At 51.7% G+C, this 23,456-nt stretch carries 23 protein-coding genes and 2 tRNA genes; 10 read left to right on the forward strand and 15 right to left on the reverse strand.

The genetic code is table 11. The annotated features are described in order from the left end of the window. Positions 1-23: 23 nt before the first annotated feature. The 5 genes from pheA to L3K52_15815 all read right to left on the reverse strand — a co-directional run bounded on the left by pheA (position 24) and on the right by L3K52_15815 (position 6,181). A complete protein-coding gene (pheA, locus tag L3K52_15795) occupies positions 24-1,109 on the reverse strand; it encodes a prephenate dehydratase (GenBank protein ID UOG91638.1) in 1,086 nt (361 codons plus the stop codon). Next, the gene (serC, locus tag L3K52_15800) at positions 1,102-2,184 is read right to left on the reverse strand and encodes a 3-phosphoserine/phosphohydroxythreonine transaminase (GenBank protein UOG91639.1); all 1,083 of its coding nucleotides are present in this window, start codon (positions 2,182-2,184) and stop codon (positions 1,102-1,104) included. The genes pheA and serC overlap by 8 nt, the downstream gene beginning before the upstream one ends. A 3-nt stretch (positions 2,185-2,187) precedes the next feature. Then, positions 2,188-4,770, reverse strand: coding sequence for a DNA gyrase subunit A (gene gyrA, locus L3K52_15805; GenBank protein ID UOG91640.1), 2,583 nt, complete (start codon positions 4,768-4,770; stop codon positions 2,188-2,190). 80 nt (positions 4,771-4,850) lie between these two features. Beyond that, a complete protein-coding gene (locus L3K52_15810) occupies positions 4,851-5,258 on the reverse strand; it encodes a hypothetical protein (protein UOG91641.1) in 408 nt (135 codons plus the stop codon). Further along, positions 5,255-6,181 carry a LysR family transcriptional regulator gene (locus tag L3K52_15815; GenBank protein UOG91642.1) on the reverse strand — a complete coding sequence of 309 codons (927 nt, stop codon included), beginning with the start codon at positions 6,179-6,181 and terminating at the stop codon, positions 5,255-5,257. The genes L3K52_15810 and L3K52_15815 overlap by 4 nt, the downstream gene beginning before the upstream one ends. A gap of 161 nt (positions 6,182-6,342) precedes the next feature. On the opposite strand from L3K52_15815, the gene L3K52_15820 reads away from it, so the two are divergent. The 5 genes from L3K52_15820 to L3K52_15840 all read left to right on the forward strand — a co-directional run bounded on the left by L3K52_15820 (position 6,343) and on the right by L3K52_15840 (position 11,750). Next, positions 6,343-7,761 (forward strand): form I ribulose bisphosphate carboxylase large subunit, encoded by a 1,419-nt coding sequence (locus tag L3K52_15820; protein UOG91643.1) that lies wholly within the window; start codon positions 6,343-6,345, stop codon positions 7,759-7,761. 34 nt (positions 7,762-7,795) lie between these two features. Further along, complete coding sequence (locus L3K52_15825; GenBank protein ID UOG91644.1) at positions 7,796-8,152, forward strand: ribulose bisphosphate carboxylase small subunit; 357 nt, start codon at positions 7,796-7,798, stop codon at positions 8,150-8,152. Positions 8,153-8,235: 83 nt separating this feature from the next. After that, positions 8,236-8,547, forward strand: a complete 312-nt coding sequence (locus tag L3K52_15830; protein ID UOG91645.1) for a hypothetical protein — start codon at positions 8,236-8,238, stop codon at positions 8,545-8,547. Between the two features lie 26 nt (positions 8,548-8,573). Continuing rightward, complete coding sequence (locus L3K52_15835) at positions 8,574-9,386, forward strand: CbbQ/NirQ/NorQ/GpvN family protein (GenBank protein UOG91646.1); 813 nt, start codon at positions 8,574-8,576, stop codon at positions 9,384-9,386. 18 nt (positions 9,387-9,404) lie between these two features. Then, positions 9,405-11,750: a nitric oxide reductase activation protein NorD gene (locus L3K52_15840; GenBank protein ID UOG91647.1), complete on the forward strand. Its 2,346-nt coding sequence runs from the start codon at positions 9,405-9,407 to the stop codon at positions 11,748-11,750. A gap of 173 nt (positions 11,751-11,923) precedes the next feature. On the opposite strand, the gene L3K52_15845 is transcribed toward L3K52_15840, so the two are convergent. Both L3K52_15845 and L3K52_15850 read right to left on the reverse strand, forming a co-directional pair. Beyond that, positions 11,924-13,003, reverse strand: a complete 1,080-nt coding sequence (locus L3K52_15845; protein ID UOG91648.1) for a PD-(D/E)XK nuclease family protein — start codon at positions 13,001-13,003, stop codon at positions 11,924-11,926. A 7-nt stretch (positions 13,004-13,010) separates the two neighbouring features. Then, complete coding sequence (locus L3K52_15850) at positions 13,011-13,505, reverse strand: RICIN domain-containing protein (protein UOG91649.1); 495 nt, start codon at positions 13,503-13,505, stop codon at positions 13,011-13,013. Between the two features lie 232 nt (positions 13,506-13,737). Between L3K52_15850 and L3K52_15855 the strand changes: the two genes are divergently transcribed. The 3 genes from L3K52_15855 to L3K52_15865 are packed head-to-tail and all read left to right on the forward strand — an operon-like array spanning position 13,738 to position 14,867. Continuing rightward, positions 13,738-14,166: a putative toxin-antitoxin system toxin component, PIN family gene (locus tag L3K52_15855; GenBank protein UOG91650.1), complete on the forward strand. Its 429-nt coding sequence runs from the start codon at positions 13,738-13,740 to the stop codon at positions 14,164-14,166. Next, a complete protein-coding gene (locus L3K52_15860) occupies positions 14,163-14,420 on the forward strand; it encodes a BrnA antitoxin family protein (protein ID UOG91651.1) in 258 nt (85 codons plus the stop codon). The genes L3K52_15855 and L3K52_15860 overlap by 4 nt, the downstream gene beginning before the upstream one ends. 42 nt (positions 14,421-14,462) lie before the next feature. Further along, the gene (locus L3K52_15865; protein UOG91652.1) at positions 14,463-14,867 is read left to right on the forward strand and encodes a transcriptional regulator; all 405 of its coding nucleotides are present in this window, start codon (positions 14,463-14,465) and stop codon (positions 14,865-14,867) included. Here L3K52_15865 and L3K52_15870 read toward each other — a convergent pair. Beyond that, on the reverse strand, positions 14,860-15,078 hold the full coding sequence (locus tag L3K52_15870) for a hypothetical protein (GenBank protein UOG91653.1): 219 nt from the start codon (positions 15,076-15,078) through the stop codon (positions 14,860-14,862). The genes L3K52_15865 and L3K52_15870 overlap by 8 nt on opposite strands. A 172-nt stretch (positions 15,079-15,250) precedes the next feature. On the opposite strand from L3K52_15870, the gene L3K52_15875 reads away from it, so the two are divergent. Further along, positions 15,251-15,442: a hypothetical protein gene (locus tag L3K52_15875; protein ID UOG91654.1), complete on the forward strand. Its 192-nt coding sequence runs from the start codon at positions 15,251-15,253 to the stop codon at positions 15,440-15,442. 66 nt (positions 15,443-15,508) lie between these two features. Here the strand turns inward: L3K52_15875 and L3K52_15880 are convergent. The 6 genes from L3K52_15880 to cysM all read right to left on the reverse strand — a co-directional run bounded on the left by L3K52_15880 (position 15,509) and on the right by cysM (position 20,823). After that, positions 15,509-15,582 (reverse strand) — tRNA-Cys (locus tag L3K52_15880). A gap of 34 nt (positions 15,583-15,616) precedes the next feature. Further along, a tRNA-Gly gene (locus L3K52_15885) sits at positions 15,617-15,691 on the reverse strand. A 72-nt stretch (positions 15,692-15,763) separates the two neighbouring features. Then, entirely contained in the window at positions 15,764-17,773 is a 2,010-nt protein-coding gene (ligA, locus tag L3K52_15890; GenBank protein UOG91655.1) for an NAD-dependent DNA ligase LigA, read from the reverse strand. A gap of 22 nt (positions 17,774-17,795) precedes the next feature. Next, complete coding sequence (rlmD, locus tag L3K52_15895) at positions 17,796-19,139, reverse strand: 23S rRNA (uracil(1939)-C(5))-methyltransferase RlmD (protein UOG91656.1); 1,344 nt, start codon at positions 19,137-19,139, stop codon at positions 17,796-17,798. After that, on the reverse strand, positions 19,136-19,915 hold the full coding sequence (locus L3K52_15900) for a 3'-5' exonuclease (GenBank protein ID UOG91657.1): 780 nt from the start codon (positions 19,913-19,915) through the stop codon (positions 19,136-19,138). The genes rlmD and L3K52_15900 overlap by 4 nt, the downstream gene beginning before the upstream one ends. A 14-nt stretch (positions 19,916-19,929) precedes the next feature. Then, positions 19,930-20,823, reverse strand: coding sequence for a cysteine synthase CysM (gene cysM / locus L3K52_15905; GenBank protein ID UOG91658.1), 894 nt, complete (start codon positions 20,821-20,823; stop codon positions 19,930-19,932). A gap of 144 nt (positions 20,824-20,967) precedes the next feature. On the opposite strand from cysM, the gene L3K52_15910 reads away from it, so the two are divergent. Beyond that, the gene (locus L3K52_15910) at positions 20,968-22,812 is read left to right on the forward strand and encodes an ATP-binding protein (GenBank protein ID UOG91659.1); all 1,845 of its coding nucleotides are present in this window, start codon (positions 20,968-20,970) and stop codon (positions 22,810-22,812) included. Here L3K52_15910 and L3K52_15915 read toward each other — a convergent pair. Further along, the gene (locus tag L3K52_15915; protein ID UOG91660.1) at positions 22,775-23,443 is read right to left on the reverse strand and encodes a protein N-lysine methyltransferase family protein; all 669 of its coding nucleotides are present in this window, start codon (positions 23,441-23,443) and stop codon (positions 22,775-22,777) included. The two genes, L3K52_15910 and L3K52_15915, sit on opposite strands and share 38 nt — an antisense overlap. Positions 23,444-23,456 lie beyond the last annotated feature (13 nt).

The raw sequence follows: 23,456 nt of genomic DNA on the forward strand, positions 1-23,456 counted from the left end.
AGCAGGTGCATTCATACCGACCTTCAGATAATCGCAACCGGATAAGACCCCAACACTCGCACCACTTCTACTTCATTGCGCAAGACACTGAGCGCCTGACTCACTGCCGCATCCTGTTCATGCCCCAGCACATCCAAAAAGAACAAATATTCCCAATTGGTCGTGCGTGACGGGCGTGATTCAATCCGCGTCATATCCACGCCATTGTCTGCCAACGGTTGCAGCAAATGGTAAAGCGAACCGGGGCGATTCCGTGCCGACACCAGCAATGACGTGCGGTCATTGCCACTCGGTGTGACGACTTGATCCCCAATCACCAAAAAGCGCGTGGTGTTATTGGGATTGTCTTCGATGCTGTCTTGCACAATGTGTAAACCGTAAATTGGTGCTGCTTGCCGACTCCCCAGCGCTGCCGCCGTATCATCATGAGACACCAACCGTGCCGCTTCCGCATTGCTACTCACCGGAATGCGTTCGGCATGAGGCAAATGCTTATCCAGCCAATAGCGGCATTGCGCTAACGATTGCGCGTGTGCATACACTTTTTGCACACCCTGCCAGTTTTCATGCCGACACATCAAATTCTGATGAATCCGCAACGATATTTCGCCGCAAATCCGCAAATCCGACTGCGTAAACATATCCAGCGTGTGCGTAATCACGCCTTCAGTCGAATTTTCAATCGGCACCACCCCGTAGCGTACCCTACCCGCTTCGACTTCGCGAAACACCTGCGCAATCGAATCCACCGGCAAGGTGCCAACATTCATCCCAAAATGCTTAAACGTTGCCTCTTGGGTAAACGTGCCCGCTGGCCCCAGATACGCAATGCGCATCGATTCTTCCAACGCCAAACACGACGCAATGACTTCGCGGAACAAGTGCGTAATTTGCTCATCACGCAACGGGCCTGCATTTAACGACTGCATCCGCGTGAGGATTTGCGCCTCACGTTCCGGGCGGTAGAATTTCGCGTTCGGGTCTTCCGCCAACTTCGCGTGTACCACTTGCTCGGCACATTGTGCGCGTTCGTTGAGCAAGGCTAAAATTTGGGTATCCAGCGCGTCAATGCGCTCACGGATTGCTTGCAAATTGAAGGTATCAGCCATTGCGTTGCGCGAAGTCCTGCATGAAGTGAATCAAAGCATCCACACCGGCTTCCGGCATGGCGTTATAGAGGCTGGCACGCATCCCACCCACCGAACGGTGTCCTTTCAAGGAAACCAATCCGACTTGTGCGGCTTCGGCAGCAAATGCCTTATCCAATTCGGGTTTTGCCAGCGTAAACGGTACATTCATCCATGAACGGCACGTCAGGTCAACAGGGCAGTGATAAAAATCTGAAGCGTCGATAGCCGCGTATAACTTGCTGGCTTTGCGCTCGTTAATCGCTGCCATTGCTGACAAGCCACCTTGCGCTTTCAACCACTTAAACACCAAACCTGCCAAATACCATGCGTAAGTGGGCGGCGTGTTATACATCGAACCGTTATCCGCCTGCACTTTGTAATCAAACATGATCGGCGTACACGGCACGGCTTGCCCCAGCAAATCCTCACGCACAATCACGATGGTCAAACCCGCAGGCCCGATGTTCTTTTGCGCCCCCCCGTAGATCAAGCCAAACCGACTCACATCAATCGGACGCGACAAAATCGTGGACGAGAAATCTGCTACTAACGGCACATCGCCCGCATCCGGCACAAAACCAAATTCCACACCACGAATGGTTTCGTTCGGCGTGTAGTGCAAATACGCCGCATTCGGATCACATTGCCAGCTTGCCGGATCGGAAATGCTGGTGTAATTGCCCGCACTACTCGATGCCACCACATTCACGTCGCCGTAACGCCGCGCTTCATCAATCGCCTTCGACGACCAGTCACCCGTGTCGACGTAATCCATGCGCGTTTTGCCACGCAATAAATTCATCGGAATCATCGAAAACTGGCTGTACGCCCCACCTTGCAAAAACAACACCTTGTAATTGCTCGGAATGCCCAGCAATTCGCGTAAATCCGCCTCGGCTTGCGCGGCAATCGACGCAAAATGCTGTTCACGGTGGCTCATTTCCAGCACCGACATGCCGCAGCCGTTCCAATCCAACATCTCTGCTTGCGCTTGTGCTAAGACCGCTTCGGGCAATACCGCAGGGCCTGCGCTGAAATTGAATACTCTACTCATGGCTTATTCCTGATCGTCGCTTACATCGGTCGCCGTGTCGTCTTCGTCGGCTATATCACTAGTATCGGTCAAAATCGGCGCAATTTGCACCAGTTTTTCCCCATCATTGAGGCGGATCAAGGTCACGCCCTGCGTATTGCGCCCGACGATGGAAACGTCAGCGACAGGGGTACGCACCAACGTGCCGCCATCGGTGATGAGCATGATTTGTGCTTCTTCGTGTACTTGCACCGCACCCACCGCGTTACCGTTGCGGTCAGAGGTTTGGATCGCAATCACGCCTTGCCCGCCACGCCCTTGCTGCGAGAATTCTTCCGCACGGGTGCGCTTGCCGTAACCGTTTTCGGTGGCAATCAACAATTCGCCTTCGCCCAAAATGATCAGCGCGTTGACTTCCTGCCCCTCGTCCATGCGGATACCGCGCACACCTGCTGCCGTCCGTCCCATGGCTCGCACGTCAGATTCGTGGAAGCGGATCGCCTTGCCGGAGGTGCTAAACAGCATCACTTCGTTGTCGCCATTGGTCACGGCAACGTCTACCAATTGGTCGCCGTCACGCAAATCAACCGCAATAATGCCCGCCGTGCGCGGACGTGAGAATTCGGTCAGCGGGGTTTTCTTAACGGTGCCTTCCGAGGTTGCCATGAAGATGTATTTATCTTCGGCGTATTCGCGAATCGGCAGTACTGCATTGATGCGTTCACCCTCTTCCAGTGGCAGCAAATTAACCATTGGCTTGCCACGAGCACCGCGCCCGCCCATCGGCAATTGGTAAACTTTCAGCCAATACATGCGCCCACGGCTGGAAAAGCACAGCAAAGTGTCGTGCATACTGGCGACAAACAGCTTTTCGATGAAATCTTCGTCCTTCATCGCGGTCGCCGCTTTGCCACGTCCGCCGCGTTTTTGCGCACGGTAAGTGTCGAGCGTTTGCGCTTTGGCGTAACCGGCGTGCGAGAACGTGACCATGACTTCTTCGTCAGCAATCAAGTCCTCCATGCACAAGTCTTCACCGACCACGTTAATTTCAGTGCGGCGTGCATCGCCGTAGGTATCACGCACCAACAGCAATTCATCGCGAATCACTTGCAGTAAACGGTCAGGATTACCGAGGATTTCCAGCAAATCGGCAATCTTTTCCAGCAATTCGCGGTATTCGGCAATGATTTTGTCTTTTTCCAACCCCGTCAAACGGTGCAAGCGCAAATCCAAAATCGCTTGGGCTTGTACTTCGGACAGCCAGTAACCGTCAGGGCGCAACCCGTATTGTTCCGGCAAATCGTCCGGGCGACAGGTGTCCGCTCCGGCACGGCTGAGCATGTCACTGACAATGCCCGCGTTCCAAGCACGCGCAATCAAACCCAGTTTCGCATCGGCAGGGCTAGGCGCGGATTTAATCAGCGTAATGATTTCGTCGATGTTGGACAACGCAATCGCCAAGCCTTCCAAAATGTGCGCACGTTCACGCGCTTTGCGCACTTCAAAAATGGTGCGGCGCGTGACGATTTCACGGCGGTGACGCAGGAAAGCTGCCAGTATGTCTTTCAAGTTCAGCAAGCGCGGTTGACCGTCGATCAACGCCACCATATTGATGCCGAACACGCTCTGCATCTGGGTTTGCTTGTAGAGGTTGTTCAGGATGACATCGCCGGATTCGCCGCGCTTGAGTTCGATCACCATGCGCATCCCGTCTTTGTCGGATTCGTCGCGCAATTCGGAGATGCCTTCGAGCTTTTTCTCTTTGACCAGTTCGGCGATTTTTTCCAGCAACCGGGCTTTATTCACCTGATACGGCAATTCATGGACAATAATGGTTTCGCGACTGGTGCGCTCATCCACTTCCACCGTCGCCCGCGCCCGCACGTAAATGCGCCCTTTGCCGGTGTGATACGCATCCCGAATCCCACGTGCGCCGTTGATAATACCCGCCGTGGGGAAATCCGGCCCCGGCAAGTATTCCATCAAATCACTGATGCTTAATTCTGGATTGCTCAATAATGCGAGGCAGGCATTAACCGTTTCGGTCAGATTATGCGGGGGAATATTCGTCGCCATCCCGACCGCGATACCGGATGAACCGTTGATCAGCAGGTTGGGCAGGCGCGTGGGGAAAACGCTGGGTTCTTTCTCGTTGCCATCGTAATTGGGGACAAAATCGACGGTTTCTTTGTCGATGTCCATTTGCAATTCGTGGGCAATTTTGGACATGCGCACTTCGGTGTAACGCATTGCCGCCGGTGAATCGCCATCGACTGAGCCAAAGTTACCCTGCCCATCCACCAGCATGTAACGCAGCGAGAACGGTTGCGCCATGCGCACCATGGTGTCGTACACTGCCGTGTCACCGTGCGGGTGGTATTTACCGATCACGTCACCGACGATACGTGCAGATTTTTTATAGGGCTTGTTCCACTCGTTGCCAAGTTCGCTCATCGCAAACAACACACGACGGTGGACAGGCTTCAACCCATCGCGCACATCCGGTAACGCACGCCCAACAATGACACTCATTGCGTAGTCCAAATAGGACTGACGCATTTCATCTTCGAGATTAACCGGGATAATTTCCTTGGCAAATGTGGCCATATTCTTGTTCGATCACCTAAATCATGAAGAGCGGGATTATACCAGAAAAAGTGTGGAAGTGTGCGTTTGCGTGACCGGCTTTACTGGCTTAATGCGTGCAGCACATCAACCTCGACAACAGGAAAAGCCAATGTAATCAGCGATGGAAATCGTTCCGTCAACCGTACCAACTGATGAAGGTATTCGCGATCGTAAAACACCACTACCCGCGTATCCGGCGTGCGCTGCACCACTGCCATCATCGACTCCAGACTGCTGGTGCGATCCCGAAAATCCGACTGAAAGTTAAACTCCGCGACAATCACCGCAGGCGTGTTTTTCTTCAGAAACTGTAACACCTTGCGCATACTGGTTTGCTTTTCGACACAAAAACCGAGGCGCTCGTACAAGGCGGTAAAATCGGGATAACCGCCCAATTCGACAATACTCAACAGCAATTTTTGGGATTCTGGCACACCGGGCGCTCCTGCGTGAAAGAACGCCATCATGCCACAATCCGTGGAGATGCATTCCGTACAAAACGCGGCGCTTCCGCCATCACAAACTGCTTAAACTCGCGTGCAATCGGCGACAGCCGTTTGCCTTTGCGCATCACCACATGCCAATGACGATGAATCGGGAAATTTTCCACCGGCAAAATCACCAACCGCCCGCTATCCAGTTCCGGCTGAATCGTGTGCATCGACACAATTCCCAGCCCCAAACCCGCCTCCACCGCGTGTTTGATGGTTTCATTGCTGCGCATTTCCAGCGAATTTTTGCAACTGGCATTGTGTTTATGCAGATGCCGCTCAATCGCGCTGCGCGTCCCCGACCCTTTCTCGCGCACGATAAAGCGTTCCGCCAACACATCACTCAGCAATAACGGGCGACCAATCTCTACCAGCGGATGCGTCGGCGCGGCAATTACCACCAGCGGATTTTCCATCAAACGCTCCGACTGCAAACCATGACCTTTCGGCGGTTCGCCCATAATCACCATGTCCGGCTCGTGGTTTTCCAACTGATCCAGCAAGGTGTGGCGGTTGGTCACATCCAGCGTGATATTGATGCCTTCGTGCTGTTGTGAAAATTCTGCCAGCAATTGCGTGACGAAATAATTAGCCGTGGTCGCCACCGAGACAACCAAATGCCCACCCTTCGTGCCTTTGAGCTCTTTCATCACTCCCAGCATGTCGTTGTGGGCTTGTAAGACGCGGCTGGCGTAATGCTGCACTTCCCTGCCAATCGGGGTTAAGCACATTTTTTTGCCTTGGCGCTCAAACAATGCCAGCCCGCTATCCTCCTCCAACTGCTTGATTTGCATGGAAACAGCCGGTTGCGTCATGAACAGCTTTTCCGCCGCACGGGTGTAACTTTCGTATTGTGCCACCGCTTCAAAAATGCGGATTTGGCTTAATGAGTACGGCATCTGTCCCTCCTAAAAACATCAGCGTTGCTTATATTTACACGTTTCATTATTGAGTTTCAATTATACCTACTGTTTGGCATACTTCTCCCCATCAGCAGGCAGTGCTTGTTGTTTAGGCAAAAACACTTTTTTCTTATAACCTCGTTGGAGGAACTCACTTCATGGCAAAGAATTACAGCGCAGGTGTTAAAGAATACCGCGAAACTTACTGGATGCCGGACTACACCCCGAAAGACACCGACATCCTCGCTTGCTTCAAAATCACTCCTCAGGCGGGCGTACCGCGTGAAGAAGTGGCAGCAGCGGTTGCGGCAGAATCTTCCACAGGTACTTGGACAACGGTTTGGACTGACCTGTTGACCGATCTGGACTACTACAAAGGGCGTGCTTACGCGATTGAAGACGTACCCGGCGATGACACCTGCTTCTACGCATTCGTGGCATACCCAATCGACCTGTTTGAAGAAGGTTCAGTGGTCAACGTACTGACTTCCTTGGTCGGTAACGTGTTTGGTTTCAAAGCGTTGCGTGCGCTGCGTTTGGAAGACATCCGCTTCCCTATCGCTTACGTCATGACGTGCAACGGCCCACCGCAAGGTATCCAAGTCGAACGCGACATCATGAACAAATACGGCCGTCCGCTGTTGGGTTGCACCATCAAGCCGAAGCTGGGTTTGTCGGCTAAGAACTACGGTCGTGCGTGCTACGAAGGTCTGCGCGGCGGTTTGGACTTCACCAAAGACGACGAAAACGTCAACTCACAGCCGTTCATGCGTTGGAGACACCGTTTTGACTTCGTAATGGAAGCGATCCACAAAGCGGAAGCCGAAACTGGCGAGCGCAAAGGTCACTACCTGAACGTTACCGCGCCTACCTCTGATGAAATGATGCGCCGTGCAGAATACGCCAAAGAAATCGGTGCGCCGATCATCATGCACGACTACCTGACCGGCGGTCTGTCAGCGAACACCCAATTGGCGCAATGGTGCCAAAACAACGGCATGTTGTTGCACATCCACCGTGCAATGCACGCGGTACTCGACCGCAACCCGCACCACGGTATCCACTTCCGCGTACTGACCAAAATCTTGCGTCTGTCCGGCGGCGACCACCTGCACTCCGGTACAGTTGTAGGCAAGTTGGAAGGCGACCGCGAAGCCACCTTGGGCTGGATCGACATCATGCGCGATTCCTTCATCAAAGAAGACCGTTCACGCGGTATTTTCTTCGACCAAGATTGGGGTTCAATGCCGGGCGTTATCCCTGTTGCATCCGGTGGTATCCACGTTTGGCACATGCCTGCGCTGGTTAATATCTTCGGCGATGACTCCGTATTGCAATTCGGCGGCGGCACATTGGGTCACCCGTGGGGCAACGCTGCTGGTGCAGCCGCTAACCGCGTCGCGGTTGAAGCGTGCGTCGAAGCGCGTAACTGCGGACGTGAACTGGAAAAAGAAGGTAAGGACATCCTCACCAACGCGGCGAAGTCTAGCCCTGAACTGAAGATCGCTATGGAAACATGGAAAGAAATCAAGTTCGAGTTCGACACCGTTGACAAACTTGACGTTGCTCACAAGTAATTGATTCGTTAAACCTTATTTTGGAGTACATCACATGAGTGATATGCAAGATTACAAATCAAGCTTAAGCGATGCTGGCAGCCGCAAGTTTGAAACTTTCTCTTACCTGCCTGCGATGGATGCGGATCAAACGCGCAAGCAAATCCAGTACATCATCAACAAAGGCTGGAATCCCTCCATCGAACACACTGAACCACAGAATGCGTTTGCCAACTACTGGTACATGTGGAAATTGCCAATGTTTGGTGAAACCAATGTTGACGCGATTCTGGCGGAACTGGACAACTGCCACGCTGCGCACCCGAACAACCACGTTCGTTTGCTCGGCTTGGACAACTACGCGCAATGCGCCGGTGCATCTATGGTTATCTACCGTGGTAAAACCGTTTAATATAGGGCGTTAAACCCTATATTCGGAACACGGTGCTGGCTTGGCTGGCACCGTGTTCTCCACACCTTTTCAGGAAACGCACCATGAACAAACCCAACACTTACATCGGTATCGACAAAGATCTGCAAGGCGGCATGACCACCATCGGCAAGATTATCCGCGACGCTTGGGTATTTGACATTTTGCCAGAAACGCAAACCTGTGAAGGCTGGAACCTAGCCGGGATTGACTCCGTGTTACAGAAGGTCAATGCCGAGTGGGATAAATACGGCTGTTTAGTCAGCCACTTACCGCCCGATTTAGCCGAACGCCATCAACGCATTCACGGTGCTGCTATCGACCAAGCCCGTGCGGAAGGCTGGTGCGGCGAACACGAACTCGAAGACGACAAGTAATCGTATAATTTGTAAGAGGATTAGCCATGTCTGCATCCGTTGACCCAACCCAGTACATCGTAAAACACGAGCCATACTACGAAGCCGTCGGCGATGAAATCGCGCTTTACGAAGCCGCGTACAGCGCACGGATGCCGATGATGCTCAAAGGCCCGACGGGTTGCGGCAAATCGCGTTTCGTCGAACACATGGCATGGCGGCTGAAACGCCCACTGATCACCGTGGCGTGTAACGAAGACATGACTGCCTCCGACTTGGTAGGGCGTTTCTTGCTCGACAAAGACGGCACGAAATGGCAAGACGGCCCCTTGGCAACCGCTGCCCGCATTGGCGCGATTTGCTATCTGGATGAGGTAGTGGAAGCGCGGCAAGATACCACGGTCGTAATTCACCCGCTGACCGACCACCGCCGTAGTTTACCGCTGGACAAAAAAGGTGAACTGATTGAAGCGCACCCTGATTTCCAGTTGGTGATTTCTTACAACCCCGGCTACCAGAGCCTGATGAAAGATTTGAAACAATCCACCAAGCAGCGGTTTGGTGCGCTGGATTTTGATTACCCGCGTGAAGCGATTGAAGTGGCGATTGTTGCCAAAGAATCGGGCGTGGATGAAAAGACGGCGGCGAAGCTGGTACAGATTGCGCATCGGGCGCGTAACCTCAAAGGTCATGGGCTGGATGAAGGCATTTCCACCCGTTTGCTGGTGTATGCAGGGCAATTGATCGGCAAGGGCATTGCGCCACACGCCGCTTGCACCATGACGATGGTGACACCGTTGACCGACGACCCGGATATGCGGGATACGCTGAATGCGGCGGTGCAGACGTTTTTTGGGTAAACCCAACGGTAGGCAGCTATGGCAATCCATCTTGAAGAGTATCGGGAATTCCTCGAAAAAATAACGCCACGGGTGCGTGATGTCCTCGATGGTTCGTACCAAGAAGCCACGCGAGTGATGTCACCCGCCGGATTGCTGGATTATCTGGACGGTGCCAAAGCCATTCAGAAACTCGGTCGTGGCGAAGACCTGCTCATTACCTATTTGCAGGAAATGCCGCTGGTTGCCAAAGAATGCGGCGAAGACATTATCCCCGATGTGGTCACATCCGCCATGAAACTGTCGTCGATGGTGTCGGGCGAAGTGATTACGCTGATGATTTCCAGCCTGCCTACTGCCTCACGGCATTTGGGCGATGCGGAATTGGTGCGCGGCTACCTGACGTTTATTCACCAGTTTTCTTCGACAGCGGCACGTGGCTTACGCCCGATGCTGAATCATATGGATGAATTGCTTTCCAAACTCACCTTGAGCGGCTTGCGTCGCTGGGCGAATTTTGGGGCGCAAGCCTATCGGCGTGATTTCAATAATTTAACCAAATATTTTGATCTGGAATCGGCGGATAGCCGCGCTACTTTGCAGAAAGAACGGCGCGGGGTGTTGTTCGTTAAAACCCAGCGCAAACTGAATTTTTACTTGCGGGCGTTGTGGGCGCGTGACTTTTTCCTGCGTCCGACGGGTGCGGATTACACCGATTTTCGCCCTTATATCGAACACCGTATTTTTCACATGCCGGATGCGGTGGATGATATTGGCGATATTCCGGGGTTGGAATTGTACCGCGCTACTGCCGCGCACATGGCAGCGCATTTGATGTATACCCGCAAGGCGTTGTCGGCGGAACAACTTAGCCCTGCGCAATTGTTTTTCATCGGCTTTATGGAAGATGCGCGGGTCGAATACAAAGCTACGCAAGCGTTTCCGGGGCTGAAAACCTTGTGGAGTCGGCTGCTGACCGCGAATTATGACGGCGCGGTGGAACACCCGACCATGCGTTTGCTGGAAAATATTGCGCTGATGTTGCTGGATGAGCAGGTGACGGGTAAGGGTGATGAGGCGATTAGTGCATTCGTGGCGAAATTCCATGCCAATATTGCCGACAAGCAGGATGACGGGCAGTTCTCATGGTTGATGGGTGTGGAGCTGTACAACCTGTTTGCGGGGCGGCGTGAAGTGCCGAGTTTGCGGATTCTGGAGCGCATTCGCATTCCTTACCGCGATGACAACCGTTATGTCTGGACGATGGAAGAAATGACGTGGGATGTTGGGTTTGAATACGTCCCCGCCAGCCAGCGGCAAGTGCGCCGTCAGGTCAATGTGATGATGATGGCGAACGAAGTCGATTGCGAACTCGCGGGCGATGACGCGCAGGAAATCTGGACGTGTTCCACCGAAATGCGCCCGTATGAAGACGATTTGACCGATAACACCAAAACTTTCAATGAAATGTGGGGCAAAGAGCCGGTTTCTGAGCCGTTTCATTATCACGAATGGGATTACCACATTCAGTTGCACCGCTCCGATTGGGTGACGGTGTACGAACGTCGCCAGCAGCGCGGTGATCCTGATGATATTCGGGCGATTATTGACGCTTACCGTCCGGTGGCGCACCGCATCAAGCAGATTATCGACTTGCTGACTCCCGATGGAGTGCAACGCCAACGCGGCTTGGAAGATGGCGACGAAATCGACATTAATGCGGCGGTGGATGCGATGATTTCGATCCGCATGGGTGAACAGCCGAACCCGCGTATTACCATGCGTAATGTCATTAAAAACCGTGACTTGGCGGTGGTGGTGTTGCTGGATTTGTCGCAATCCACCAATGAGGCGATGAAGGGTTCAGACAAAACCGTGCTGCAATTGACCCGTGAAGCTTCTACGTTGGTGGCGACGGCGATTGAGGGGATTGGCGACCCGTATGCGATTCACGGCTTTGCGTCGGATGGGCGGCATGATGTGCAGTATTTCCGCTTGAAGGATTTTAATCAGCATTTTGATGATGAAGCAAAATCGCGCTTGGCTGGGATGAAAGGGGGGCTTTCCACGCGCATGGGGGCAGCGTTGCGCCATTCCGCGCACCATTTGCACAAGCAACCGGAACGCCGCAAGCTGATTTTGTTGGTGACGGATGGTGAACCGGCGGATATTGACGAGCGCGACCCGCAGCATTTGCGCTTTGATGCGAAAAAGGCGGTGGAGGAGCTGTATAGCCAAGGGGTGCAGACGTATTGTTTGACGCTTGACCCGCACGCCGATGATTATGTGAAACGGATTTTTGGGCAGAATAATTACACGGTGATTGACCATGTGGATCGGTTGCCGGAGCAGTTGCCGGTGTTGTTTGCGAGTTTGACGAAGTAACACGGTGATGCTGTTGATGGAGTTCTGCAAGGAATTGGATTAGAGAGGCATTTACAGTTATTGTATTAGTCTTGATCAGCGAGCGGACGAATATGTGTGTGGTATTTTCGGCAAGCGCGTTATCGTAGTGGATAACGCGCAGCGGTTGCCGAAAAAGATAATGCAGGTGCTTGTTACGTTGACACTGTGAGTTTAGAAAATCTATTTAAAGAACTGGCTAAACGTTCTAATTCATCCATGAGATCTTTTGAGCTGTAGCATTCATAAGTATTAAAATATTGTAAGCATTCAGATTTTGAATAGGATGGTAGGTATTGTCCGCAATCTAATAACCCCAACAATTCATTGACAGCCAAAGGATCTTCTTCTCCATAGAAATATACGTAAATTTCAAAAAAACCGTTAATTTTTACAGAGAAAGAGATGTTGAGAATTTTCTCCCAGCTTGTGGGGTATATGTCATAAACTGTCTGTTTAGCTTTTTCTTTTCCTTGCCATCCTGCTAACTTGCAAACCACGTTATCTATTTCAATATTAGCTCCCAATGCGATGCGATGTTTTGCATAAGTTTGAATTTCAAAAAGATAGACATCTTTCATCGGCATTAGATTACAAATATCTTGATAATATTTTTCAATAAATCTGAATGAATCATCTTCCATTTTTGCAGCCTCATACTCTTGTTTCAAATTCAATAAAAATTCCCTCAAAAAAACAATCCATTTGTTATATGAATTTTTTAGTATATAAGTACCGAGTTTTGATTCTATCTTATCAATAAGATTCTCATAGGATAAAACGATCCATTTATCATTTGGTGATTTTTCTTTTTTTGGTGAAAGCAAAATAAAAACGTGCTGCTTATCCTCAAACTTTTCTTTAAAGTGATTTTCATATAAATCAAAAGGATTATTAGCCACATGCCTAACTTTATTTTCAATCAAAATAACCTGCTTGTCAAACTCTAATACTATATCTATTCTTTTATTATTCTGAGTCGCATTTTCTCGCAAAGGCTGGCTCAATAGCTTAAGGCTTTCCAATTTTAAATTAGCAGAATCATTCAAAGATGAAAGAACTAAATCTTTCAATCCATGTTCTTCGTAAGGATTTAGGAAAAACGCCAATATATCACTAATTGGATTTTCATAATGCCCTTTCCCTCCGATGGAAAAAATTGTTTTTTCTTGTGGAGAAATGATATGTTTTCTAGACTCACGAAGAATTTGTTCGAGTTGGTGAAAGTTGTTCATTAAAAACCTATTTTGTAGCATTAATGAGGGCAGACCCTATTGGTGTATATTCAATCATCCACCATTGGTTGCCTATCGTTTGTGATCGAACTTGTTTTTTGTGATATGTGATGACTGATGTGCCACTCTCTTCACTTCTACAGCAAACATCCAAACACCTTTCTTCATCATCATTTTCTTTCATGTGATTTTCGATAAAATACCAACCCTGACGATTAGCTACAGGAGTAAAACACCAGAGTTGACTCTGATTTCCCGTTTGAGTAGGCGCTAATAAAGTGCGCCTCTTGCCTGCTTCCAAAGGCGGAAGATTTTCGGGTTGCAAACATTTCCCAGTATTTTTATGAATAATTCGTACAAAGCCACCGACTAATGCAGGGTTGTCAACATTACCCCCTGAAATATCCTTGAATTCCCACTCGACGCTTTTACTCTGGATGACCATATCGTTGTCTACAGCAAGGTAATATTGCTTGCCATGATTAACTTTTAGCTTTGCCATTGCTTTCCCCATAAATACAACCAATCAGACGGGAGTAGTATATAGTGATAATTATTTGATCAGCAATATTAAATTCATCTGGAACATCAATTAGGCAGAGACAACCTCCGGCTCTTCCGATACGCCAGCACGATGTCTTTCCCCTACCTCTTTGGATGCTCAAAAACTCTCTTTGCCATCACTTTAGATATTATATAAGATGTCATATCAGATGCCAACAACAAGGAATGTTATGCTTCGCTGTGTTTTGGATACAGATGTGATCATCGCTGCCATGCGTAGCCCAACGGGGGCTTCTGCGGCTATTTTGCAAATTGCAGCGGATACCTCACAAGTCTGTTTGCTGGCAAGCGTTCCGTTAGCACTGGAATATGAAGCTAAATGTCTGGAAACGCGCCATTGGACAGAAGCTCAGTTGAGCAAGGAAGAAGCCAGCATTTTTGTCGATGGTGTGATCGCATTGGTCGAACCCGTCCACATGGACTTTTTGTGGCGACCACAATTGCATGACCCAGCCGATGAAATGGTGCTAGAAACCGCTATCAATGGCAGGGCAGACATACTTGTTACCTTCAATCTGCGCGATTATGGCGATGCCCCAGCCCGTTTCGGTATCCAAGCCATGCGTCCCGCTGATGCCATTAGGAGAATTCGCATATGAAACAACAAACGGCAACTTACCCTCTGCGCCTGCCCCGATCTCTCAAAGAAGCAGTCAATGAAGCGGCAACCAATGACGGGGTGAGCATCAATCAATTTATCGCTATCGCCGTAGCAGAAAAATTGGCTGCAATGAAAACCGCCCGTTTTTTCACTGAACGTCAACAAAGAGCAGATACGGATGCGTTCAAGCGCATTCTGACTCGCCAAGGTGGGCAAGAGCCGTGTGAGGGTGATGAGTTGGTAGCTAGTTGATCATCAATGAATACGATCAAGACAACTGGAAGGACTAATCTCATGGGTGCAATCGCCGTTAAAACTGCAATGGAACACTGGTGCTATGTTGCGCCGCTGTTGCTGTTGCCCCAAACCGAAGACGACTACAACGCACTGGTTGAAGCCCTCGATACCGTGCTGGATGCAGGCGGGGCGGATGAAACTCACCCCCTCGCTGCACTCGCGGATCGCATGGGTGAATTGGTTTCCCAATACGAAGAGGCTCATCTGCCGCCAATCCCTGCAACGGGTATTGATGCACTGCGCTTCCTAATGGAAAGCCATGATGTCGGGCAAGCCGATTTAAGCGAAGTTGCCAGCCAAGGCGTTATTTCCGAATTACTCAGTGGCAAACGCGATTTGAATGTACGGCAAGTTCGAGCGTTGAGCGAACGTTTCAGCGTCCCCGTGCAAGTGTTTATTTAACTCGCTGCCGCAACGGGTTGCTTGGGTCTTGCTTCAAGCGGAGAATATCCGCCCTGACTTCTGCCAGTGTCGGATTGCCCAACCATTGACCGCGTTCTTTAGTGTAGTTACCCCAACCCGTTTCGCTTTGCTGAAGAAAGCGCACCATGCCGACCGCACCCAAGCCCTGAATGAGAACTTGGATGCCCGGAGTCATTACGTGTGCGTTCATGCTTTAGTTCTACGGTCTTAAGATTGATCATCAAGGTAAATTTTCATATTGAAAGCCTAACATGGATACAAACTTCGTGCATCAGGGTTGTCGTAGTTGAACAAGCAGCTTGAACTGCTATGCTTTCCTTAGAATATGGTAAATACGACAAAATGGCAGAGAGGGTAAGCTCATGACTGTGGATGATCATTACAATGCACGGGTTGAAGCCTTGGATACCACCAATGGAAAACTGGCTGCAATGAAAACCGCCCGTTTTTTCACTGAACGTCAACAAAGAGCAGATACGGATGCGTTCAAGCGCATTCTGACGCGCCAAGGTGGGCAAGAGTCGTGTGAGGGAGATGAGTTGGTGGTTGGTTGACTGTTCAGTAACAAAAGATCATATCGAGTTATTTTTGATCTAAAATGGTGAATTTTAGCAGGATGATGGAGGCTGAACTCAGAATCGAACTGAGGTACTCGGATTTGCAATCCGGTGCATTACCACTATGCTATTCAGCCTGAGTTGTGGATGAACCACGGTGCAGATAGAAATTGGAGCGGGAAACGAGGCTCGAACTCGCGACCCCGACCTTGGCAAGGTCGTGCTCTACCACTGAGCTATTCCCGCTGAACAGGTTGCGAATAATAAAGATCAGCGCTTATTCTGTCAACCTGTTCAGCGATTTTTTTTACAATGACGTTATGAGTGGTTCAATAAGGCCGATAAAGCGGCCTCATCCAGCACTTCTACCCCAAGGCTCTGCGCTTTATCCAATTTAGAACCTGCACTTTCACCCGCAATCAGCGCCGTGGTTTTCTTGGAAACGCTGCCAGATACCTTTGCACCCAAGGCTTCCAGATCGGCTTTAATGTCCTCACGCGCCCGACTGAGCGTTCCCGTAATCACGTAAGTCTTGCCCGCTAATGGCAAGGCTTCGGCAGGTTTGGCTTCGTAGTTCGCCCAATGCACGCCCAAATCACGTAAATGTTGGATGGTATCGCGGTTGTGCGCTTCTGCGAAAAACTGGGCAACGTTTGCCGCGACGATCACGCCAATGTCAGGCACGAGCTTCAAGGTTTCTTCGTTGGCAGCTTGAATCGCCTCCAGTGAACCGAAATAGCGAGCCAAGCCTTTGGCAGTGCCTTCGCCCGCATTGCGGATGCCTAGCGCGTAAATAAAGCGTTCTAGCGTGGTGGCTTTGCTGCTTTCCAGTGCGGCGATGAGGTTCTCGGCAGATTTCTTGCCCATGCGTTCCAACGCGGCGACGGCTTCAACATCCAGACTGTAGAGGTCGTCAACGTGGCGGATCAAACCCGCATCAAACAATTGTTCCACCATTTTGTCGCCTAAACCGTCGATGTTCAGGGCTTTGCGCGAGGCGAAATGCTTGATGGCTTCTTTGACTTGCGCGGGGCAATACAAACCGCCAGTACAGCGGGCGACGGCTTCACCTTCGGGGCGTTGCACGTCTGAGCCGCACACAGGGCAATGGGTGGGCATGACAATCGGTGCCGCACCAGCGGGGCGGCGTTCGAGAATCACGCTGGCGACTTCGGGAATCACGTCCCCTGCCCTGCGCACGATCACGAAATCGCCGATACGCACGTCTTTGCGCTCGATTTCATCCATATTGTGCAGCGTGGCATTGCTGACGGTCACGCCACCGACGAATACGGGTTTGAGCCGTGCCACGGGTGTGAGTGCGCCGGTGCGCCCGACTTGGAAATCAACGCCTTCGAGTTCGGTGATTTCTTCTTGCGCGGGAAATTTATGCGCGATTGCCCAACGCGGCGCACGGCTGATAAAACCGAGTTCCTGCTGAGTGGCGATACTATTGACTTTGTAGACTACGCCGTCAATGTCGTAGGGCAAGCTGTTACGCCGTGCGCCAATCTCGCGGAAATAGTCCAGACAGCCTTGCGCACCCTGCACAATGCGAATATCAGGGCACACCCGCAAACCCCATGCGCGGAATTGTTGCAGGATGGCGTAATGCGTATCCGGCACTGCGCCGCCTTCCACCAAACCTACCGCGTAGCAAAAGATGTCCAGCGGACGTTGTGCCGTCAGACGCGGATCGAGCTGGCGCAAGCTGCCCGCCGCCGCATTGCGCGGGTTAACAAACGTTTTTTCACCCAACGCCCGCATTTTTGCATTGAAGGCTTCAAATCCCGCTTTGGGCATGTAGATTTCGCCACGCACTTCCAACACCGCCGGATAACCCTCACCCAGCAAACGCAATGGCACGGAGGCAATAGTACGCACATTATGGGTCACGTCTTCGCCAGTTTCGCCATCGCCACGAGTCGCAGCGCGGGTGAATACACCGTTTTCGTAGAGGATGCTGATGGCAAGACCGTCAAGCTTGGGTTCGGCGACGAATTCGGTTTCGGCATCCGATTTCAGACGGTCGTGAATGCGTTTGTCGAATGCCAGCAATTCTTCATCGCTGAACACGTTGCCCAATGACAGCATCGGGATGGCGTGTTTGATTTCACCGAATTCGGTAAGCGGCGCAGCCCCGACGCGCTGGGTGGGCGAATCGGGGGTGATCAGTGCTGGGTGTGCGGCTTCAAGGCTTTGTAACTCGCGGAACAGGCGGTCGTATTCCACATCGGGGATTTGCGGGTCGTCCAGCACGTAGTAACGGTGGTTGTGATAGCGCAGTTGTTCACGCAGGGTTTCGATTTGTTGTTGTAATTCTTGCATGGGATTTCCCTTGTTATTTCTCTTATTTTTCAAACACCGCAATGGATTCGACGTGCGAGGTATGCGGGAACATATCCATCACGCCCGCCCCAACCAAACGGTAGCCGTGTTCATGCACCAACTCATACGTATCCCGCGCCAGCGTTGCGGGGTCACACGACACGTACACAATCCGCCCCGCGTTGAGCTTGCCCATGTAAGCAATGATTTCTTTCGCGCCCGCACGCGGTGGGTCGAGCAAAATCTTGTCGTAACGGTTTTTCTTCAACCACGGTTCGTGCTGCAAGTTGTCACCCATCAGGTTACACACGTGGTAATCGGTATTCATGATGCCATTGGCATGAGCCGCCGCACGCGCACGTTCCACCATCGTTTGCTCGCCTTCCACGCCGATCACTTGCGCCGCCATCCGTGCTAATGGCAGGGTGAAATTGCCTAAACCGCAGAACAAGTCCAGCACGGTATCAGTCGGTTCGGGCGCAAGTAATTCCAAGGCACGCGCCACCATTGCACGGTTCAGCGGCTGGTTGACTTGGATGAAGTCCAGCGGCATGAAATTAACCCGCGTGTTGAATTGCGGGTGTTCGTAGTACAGCTCAGGGTTTTCAGGGTAAATGCAATGCACCGTTTCGGGGCCTTTCGGCTGCAAATATATCTGGTAGTTGAATTGCTTGCCAAACGCTAACAGCTTATCGGTATCGCCTTCGGAAAGCTCTTCCATGTGGCGGAAAATTAGCGCGGTGGCATTGTCGCCATCGCCGACAGCGACTTCGATTTGCGGGACAGACTCACGCGCATCCAGACTGGCAATCAGAGCTTGGAAGTCGAGTAAGTGTTCGCCAATGCTGGGGTGCAAAATTTCGCAGCGCTTGAGTTCGGCGAGGAAACCGCCTTCTTTTTCGCGAAAACCCACCAAGGCTTTGTCTTTTTTGCGTACCCATTTCGCGCCGAGACGCGCTTTGCGGCGGTATGCCCAGCCGTCAGCCGTCAAGGGCGCAAACACGGTTTCTGGCTCAACTTTGCCAATGTGTTTGAGGTTGTTGAGCATGGCGCGTTGTTTGTGCTTAATTTGCGCCTCCAACGACAGGTGTTGCCAGCTACAGGCGCCGCATACGCCGAAGTGTTCGCAGCGCGGTTCGACGCGATCCGGCGAAGGCGTGAGGATGGTTTCGACCTTGCCAATGTCGTACTTTTGCTTGTGCGAGGTGTAGCGGAAGGTGACGGTTTCGCCCGGCAAGGCGCCGTCGATGAACACGGCTTTGCCGTCAACGTGAGTGACACCGTGCCCTTCGAGGGTGAGGGATTCGATGGTGGTGTCGATTAAGGGGCTGTTCTGTACGCTTTTAGGTTTTCTGTGTCGGCTCATGCGCCTGCCTCCCATGCGGCTTCAAATGCTAGTAAATGTTCCTTGCCGGAATGTTGTAAATGTTTGCGCACTAATTCGCACTCGCTGTGGTATTTGTCAATGAGGATATGCCCGCGCATCAACTGAAAGCGCAAGTAAACCAACCAGGTATTCAGCACATCGGTTTCGCAATAGTTGCGGATGTCGGCGAGTTTGCCTTCTTGATACGCATCCCAGACTTTTGCGCCGCTCATGCCCATTTTGCCGGGGAAACCGAACAGGGTGGCAAGTTCGTCCAATGGTGCGTTGGCGCGTCCGCTGTAAAGCGCCAGCAAATCCATCAGGTCAGTGTGGCGGGTGTGGTAGCGACTGATGTAATTGTTCCACTTGAAGCTGCTATCATCTTCGCCCATGTCCCAGTAACGCGGAGCGCAGATTTTGTGCTTCATGGCGCGGTAGTGGATGACGGGCAAGTCGAATCCGCTGCCGTTCCACGAGACGATGGTGGGGGTGTAGCGGTCGATGCCGTCGAAAAAGCGTTGCAGGATTTCTTTTTCGTCGGCAGATTCGTCGCCTAGCGTCCAGACTTTGAAATCGTCGCCTTTGCCACGAAATGTTACCGAAATCGCGACGATTTTGTGCAGGTGATGTGCCAGAAATTCCGTACCGGTTTTCTGGAAACGCAGGTGGTACATGGCTTTGGCGATGCCGTCAGCGTCGAGGTCGCCAAGGTCGTAGAGTTTGCGCCCACCTTCAATGTCGGGGATGGTTTCGATGTCGAAGACTAAAGTGTTCATATTGATTCTTTTAATTAAGCAGGAAAAACGCCGGTGGAGATATAGCGATCCCCCCGGTCACAAATAATGGCAACAATGGTGGCATTCTCGACTTCCTTGGATAAGCGCAATGCCGCTGCCACTGCCCCGCCCGATGAGACCCCGCAGAAAATCCCTTCCTCAGACGCAAGACGACGCATCGTGTCTTCCGCCTCCGGCTGACTCATGTCCATTTCGCGGTCAACTTCATCGCGGTGGAAAATTTCCGGCAAATACTCCGGTGTCCAGCGACGAATACCCGGAATCTGATCGGTTTGCGTCGCCGGTTGCACGCCCACAATTTGCACACCCGGGTTCTTGGACTTAAGGAAACGCCCTGTCCCCATAATCGTACCCGTCGTGCCCATGCTGCTGACAAAATGCGTCACCTGCCCATGAGTATCGCGCCAGATTTCCGGGCCAGTGGAATGGAAGTGCGCCAGCGGATTATCTTCATTGGCAAACTGATTCAACAACTTACCTTTACCGTCACGATCCATTTGCAGCGCAAGGTCACGCGCCCCCTCCATGCTCGCCTCTTTGCTGACGAGGATCAGTTCCGCGCCGTAGGCTTTCATGGAAGCACGGCGTTCAGCACTCATGGTTTCGGGCATGATCAAAATCATTTTATAACCTTTGATCGCCGCCGCCATTGCCAGTGCAATCCCGGTATTACCGCTGGTGGCTTCGATCAAGGTGTCGCCCGGCTTGATGTCACCGCGCTCTTCTGCTCGCTGAATCATGCCCAGCGCAGGGCGGTCTTTCACCGAACCTGCCGGATTATTGCCTTCCAGTTTGACCAGAATCGTGTTGGTGGTTTGCCCCGGCAAACGTTGCAGGCGTACTAGCGGGGTGTTGCCGATGAAATCTTCAATGGTGGGGTAATGCATGTCCGGCGCTCTTGATTTTGTGTCAAGGTAAAGAGCTTACCAGCCATCCCCCGGATTCGCTACCTACTGGCGGATTTGACTTGACCTTAAGCCGCAATGCGGTAACGTCACTACCACTCATCATAAAAACAAATCGGAAATCGTGTGAATTCTGTATCCGTAGGAAACGTCCCTGTATCAGCCGCCATGCGCATCCAAAGCGACTACGACCTGAGCCGCCGCTCGATCAATGGCGTGTTCCCCTACATGATTAGTTGGGTTGTGGTGGTGTTGGGGACGGATATTGTGCAGCACAACCCTACCCTCGTTTACGGTATAGGTTTGTTAATGCTGATTTTAGGCAGCATACGCTTTGTATTATTGAAACAATTTCCTGTTCACTACAAAGCTCGACCCGATAAAGCGCGACTGCTGCTGGGCATTAATCTGATCGTTTCCGCCAGTGTCTGGGCGTTATTCACCGCGTGGGGGCTGGTGCATGTCGGGCTGGCGGAACAAGGGACAATCATGCTGCTGCCGCTATTAATGCTATGTGTCGGCACGACCACCAGCCTTGCGCCCCACAACCCCTTGTTTATCGCCTACGTCAATATCATGATTTGGCCGCCAGTCATTGTGCTAGTGAGCATGGGTACTGCCAGCGCGTACACCATCGCCCTGTCGCTACTCTTGTTCAGCATCGTCACGCAAACTTTTGGTAAGAGCCTGCATCGTGACTATTACCAGCTCCTGTACAAAAATGATTTGCTGGAACAACAGGCCGCTACCTTAGCAACCGCCAAGGAAACTGCCGAAGTCGCCAACCAAGCCAAAAGCCAGTTTCTGGCGAATATGAGCCATGAATTGCGCACGCCGATGAACGGCATTCTGGGCGCAAGCGAATTGCTGACCCCGTTAGTGAAAACGGCTGAGCAGCAGCAATACGTTGCCCTGATCCACCGCAGCGGCAAAACGCTGCTGGCCTTGCTGAATGATTTGCTGGATTTTTCCAAGATCGAAGCGGGCAAAATGGCGTTGGAACAAACCAGTTACCCGCTACGCGAGATGGTGGCGCATTTGCAGCATTTGCTGGAAATCCGCGCCAAGGAAAAGGGGCTGGCGTTTACCATCAACATCAGTGCTGACATTGCACCTTATTTGCTTGGCGATGAAATCCGCACCCAACAAATCTTGCTCAATTTACTCGGCAATGCCATTAAGTTTACCGAAACGGGCGCGATCACGCTGACGATCAAACGGACAGCGAATGGCGAACGGCTGCGCTTTGACATTACCGATACTGGCATTGGCATTCCCGCTGAAAAGCAACGGCTGTTGTTCCACAGTTTCCAGCAGATGGAATCGTCAACCGCCCGCAAATACGGCGGCACGGGGCTAGGGCTGGCGATTTCCAAGCAGTTAGTCAGCCTAATGCACGGCGAGATTGGAATGCACAGTGAAGAAGGGCAAGGCTCGTGTTTCTGGTTCGAGCTGCCGTATCAGGTAGCCACACCAACGCCAGACACGATACCAGCCACCGCAATACCGCCAGATGCACCGCTGAACATTAACTGCCGCATTTTGCTGGCGGAAGACAACCCGATTAATCAAATCATCGCGCAAGCCATGCTGGAAACGCTGGGTCTAACGCAGGTCGATTTGGTCGAAAACGGTACGCAGGCTATCCAACACCTGATTGATGCCAACTACGATTTAGTGCTGATGGATGTGCAAATGCCCGAATGCGACGGTCTGGAAGCCTGCCGCCATATACGCGGGAGCAGCATTCATGCGGGAATGGCTGCGGTACGCAACCCAGCCATTCCGGTGATTGCATTGACGGCGAATACGATGTCCGCTGACATTGCCGAATGCTTGAAAGCGGGAATGAACGGGCATTTGGGTAAGCCATTGGATACGCCGACCTTGGTGGCGGAATTGCACAAGTGGTGTGCGCAAACAGCAACGCCCTTCAATCACCCCGCCGAAACGTCAGAATATGCCCTTTGAACGGCTGTTCAAGGTAATCGGTATGAATCGGCTTACGCTGCGAATGGGAAAAGCCATAGCCCTCCATTTGCAAACCCAGTTTGTTTTTGCGCCCGCGACCGGGGTCGATCAAAATCACTTCGCACGTCGGTTTCGCACACTTCTCAATAAACCCCGCCAACTGCTTGATGTGTTGATCTTCGTACAAAAGATCGCTACCGATGATCAAATCAAATTGCCCCAGCGTATTCGTTTCCGCCGCCCAATCCGCCCGTTCAAACGGAATAACCGCGCCGTGGTTAAGCAGGGTATTGCGTTGCAGGAAAAACGCCACCTCAGGGTGGTAATCCGTGGCGGTAATATCGGCATGTTGGTGATTGAGCAAGAGGCTGGATAACGCCATACCACAACCAATTTCCAAAATGCGCTTGCCGTCAGTTTGGTAATCGCACACGTAATGCGCCAGCACCAAACTGGAAGGCCACACCACCCCAAACAGCGACCACTGCGCGGAAAAGATACCCAGATCGTGGGCTACTTGGTCGGGGTCACTAAACTCTTGCTTGTCACGGAGCGTACAGAGGTGAATATCGGTCTTGCCAAACTCAACCGTTTGGTAGCGCACACGTAACGGCAGTGGCAATGGCATCATCTATCAACCAACA

Origin of the sequence: Candidatus Thiothrix sulfatifontis, from assembly GCA_022828425.1 — a bacterium.
GTDB classification, from domain to species: Bacteria; Pseudomonadota; Gammaproteobacteria; order Thiotrichales; family Thiotrichaceae; genus Thiothrix; species Thiothrix sulfatifontis.